3 protein-coding genes are annotated in these 2,505 nt (G+C 46.7%); all 3 read left to right on the top strand.

Annotated elements, in window-relative coordinates:
• The coding region (gene tilS / locus B3S86_RS15195; RefSeq protein WP_290754287.1) for a tRNA lysidine(34) synthetase TilS at positions 1-1,024 on the top strand (1,024 nt) is incomplete at its 5' end.
• Positions 1,025-1,057: 33 nt separating this feature from the next.
• Entirely contained in the window at positions 1,058-1,603 is a 546-nt protein-coding gene (hpt, locus tag B3S86_RS15190; protein ID WP_035413256.1) for a hypoxanthine phosphoribosyltransferase, read from the top strand.
• Between the two features lie 120 nt (positions 1,604-1,723).
• Positions 1,724-2,505, top strand: a 782-nt coding sequence (locus B3S86_RS15185; RefSeq protein WP_290754284.1) for an ATP-dependent metallopeptidase FtsH/Yme1/Tma family protein, incomplete at its 3' end; no start/stop codon positions are given.

Genomic DNA, 2,505 nt, shown 5'->3' with positions numbered 1-2,505 from the left:
CTGGGCAGGACGTACGAGCTCTCAAGCAGCATGTCGTGAGGAACGGTATGCATTTTTTGAGCGCATCATGGAAGAGACCGGACGCTCGCGTCTTGTTCTCGCCCATCATCAAGATGATCAAATCGAGACGTTGCTCATTCAGCTCGTTCGAGGAGAAGCACAAGTTGATGGGATTCCTGTCATTCGTCCGTTTGGTAACGGCTGGTTACATCGACCGTTACTACATGAATCGAAGCAAGCATTACTCGATTATGCATGGCAACATGAGGTACCGTGGCGAGAGGATGCATCAAATGCAGAAACGACCTATTTACGAAATCAAATTCGGCATAAGATTCTTCCGCCACTACGAGACATTCGTCCTGGTTTTGAACAGGCAACAGCAGCAGCAGCACATGCGCGACAGCAAATCATGCGTGAGCAGGCAACATTCGTCGCGACCTATCTCGACCGGTGCAAGGAAACAAACGGAATTCCGGTCGCACGTATTTTAGAATTGCCGACGGATTTACAACGGCTCGTCTTGCCGACGTTAACGGGCGATACGTTTTCTTCCGAAACGATTCGTCACTTTGTTACATGGCTTCGGGTGGATAAGGGCTCGGACGAAGTGTATTATGGAAACTGGAGGATGCGACGTGCATATGGCTTTTTGATGCAAGATCGTGTGATACGGTCAATGAATGACGATTTACCGTTTCAAGTAGGGGAGAATTTGGGAACGTATCATTATGGTGAACAAATGCTTCGCTTCTCAATTGGAACGCACGGGATCCCACTGGACGCGATTACGTTTCCGTTGACGGTACGTCCGCCACGTCCGGGAGATCGGATTCAACTTGCTGTTGGTTCGAAAAAAGTCAGTCGAATTCTGATTGATGCGAAGGTTCCACGTTATCTCCGGGAACAAGTGCCGGTCGTCGTCGATGCAAATGGAGTGATTTTAGCCGTCATTGGACATCGAATTGCAATATTCGGGTCATTTGAACTCCTCGCAAAATCTTATTTAATGATAGAATGGTAATGTAGTGTTTATTATGGAGGAGGAATACCTAGCATGACCTTGATGAACGATATGGAAAAAGTATTGATTTCAGAAGAAGAGATCCAAAATAAAGTGGGCGAACTCGCCGGCGATTTGACAGCGGATTATCACGATCGTTTTCCGTTGCTTGTGTGTGTCTTAAAAGGCGCAATGCCTTTCATGTCCGATCTTGTCAAAAAGATGGATATGCACCTTGAAATGGACTTCATGGACGTTTCGACGTATCACGGTGGGACAACATCAACCGGTGAAGTCAAGATTGAAAAAGATTTGAACACATCGGTAGAAGGACGCGACATCTTGATTGTCGAAGATATCATCGACAGCGGATTGACGCTTGGTTACCTCGTAGACCTCTTCAAGTACCGGAAAGCGAAGTCCGTTAAAATCGTGACATTGCTCGACAAACCGACAGGACGGAAAAATGACTTGCATGCAGATTACAGCGGCTTCGTCATTCCACACGAATTTGTCGTCGGGTATGGTCTGGATTACGAAGAGAAATACCGTAACCTTCCGTATGTAGGTGTCTTGAAACCTGCAGTCTACGGTGGCTAATTATTTTTAATCTCGTCTGTCCCATGATAAGATGAAACCAATTACAAAGCGCGCCCTGTCGCGCCAGGATTCGTATTCATCCATTAGAAAAACGAGATGGATGCGGAGAGGAGGCATAAGATGAACCGAGCAGTGAAGAATACCCTCGTGTTTGGGGTCATTTTTCTAGCTTTGATCTTGTTTCTGCAATACTTGCAGAGTCCAGTGAACAAAAGCAAAGAAATCAATTACACACAGTTTGTCGAGTCTGTTGAAAAAGGTGAAATCAAGACGGCTACCTTCCAGTATGAAGGCCAGACGTATAATGTGACAGGAGATTTGCGTGCAAAAGATTCGACGTATGAAACAGTCGTACCGGCTGTTGATACGGAACTAACGGATCTCTACACGCAATTGAAAAGCCAAGGAGTCAAGATGGACTTCAAGGCAGCAGAAACGAATGGTGGTTGGATCGCGTTATTAACGACGATCGTTCCATTCATCATCATCTTCATCCTCTTCTTCTTCTTGATTAATCAAGCACAAGGTGGCGGTGGTGGCGGTCGCGTCATGAACTTCGGGAAATCGAAGGCACGCCTCTACGATACAGAGAAGAAAAAGATTACGTTTGATGATGTAGCCGGCGCAGACGAAGAGAAACAAGAACTCGTCGAAGTCGTCGAATTCTTAAAAGATCCGCGTAAATTCGCGAAGCTCGGTGCCCGTATTCCGAAAGGGGTTCTCCTCGTGGGTCCTCCAGGTACAGGTAAAACGTTGCTCGCGCGTGCTGCAGCTGGTGAAGCTGGCGTACCATTCTTCTCGATTTCAGGTTCTGACTTCGTTGAGATGTTCGTTGGTGTCGGGGCATCACGTGTTCGTGACTTGTTCGAAAACGCGAAGAAAAACGCACCATGTATCATCTT

Origin of the sequence: Exiguobacterium sp. UBA3968, assembly GCF_002385115.1 — a bacterium.
Lineage (GTDB): Bacteria > Bacillota > Bacilli > Exiguobacteriales > Exiguobacteriaceae > Exiguobacterium_A.
The sequence above is the reverse complement of the archived record's forward strand: the minus strand, read 5'-3'. Positions and strand labels throughout refer to the sequence as shown.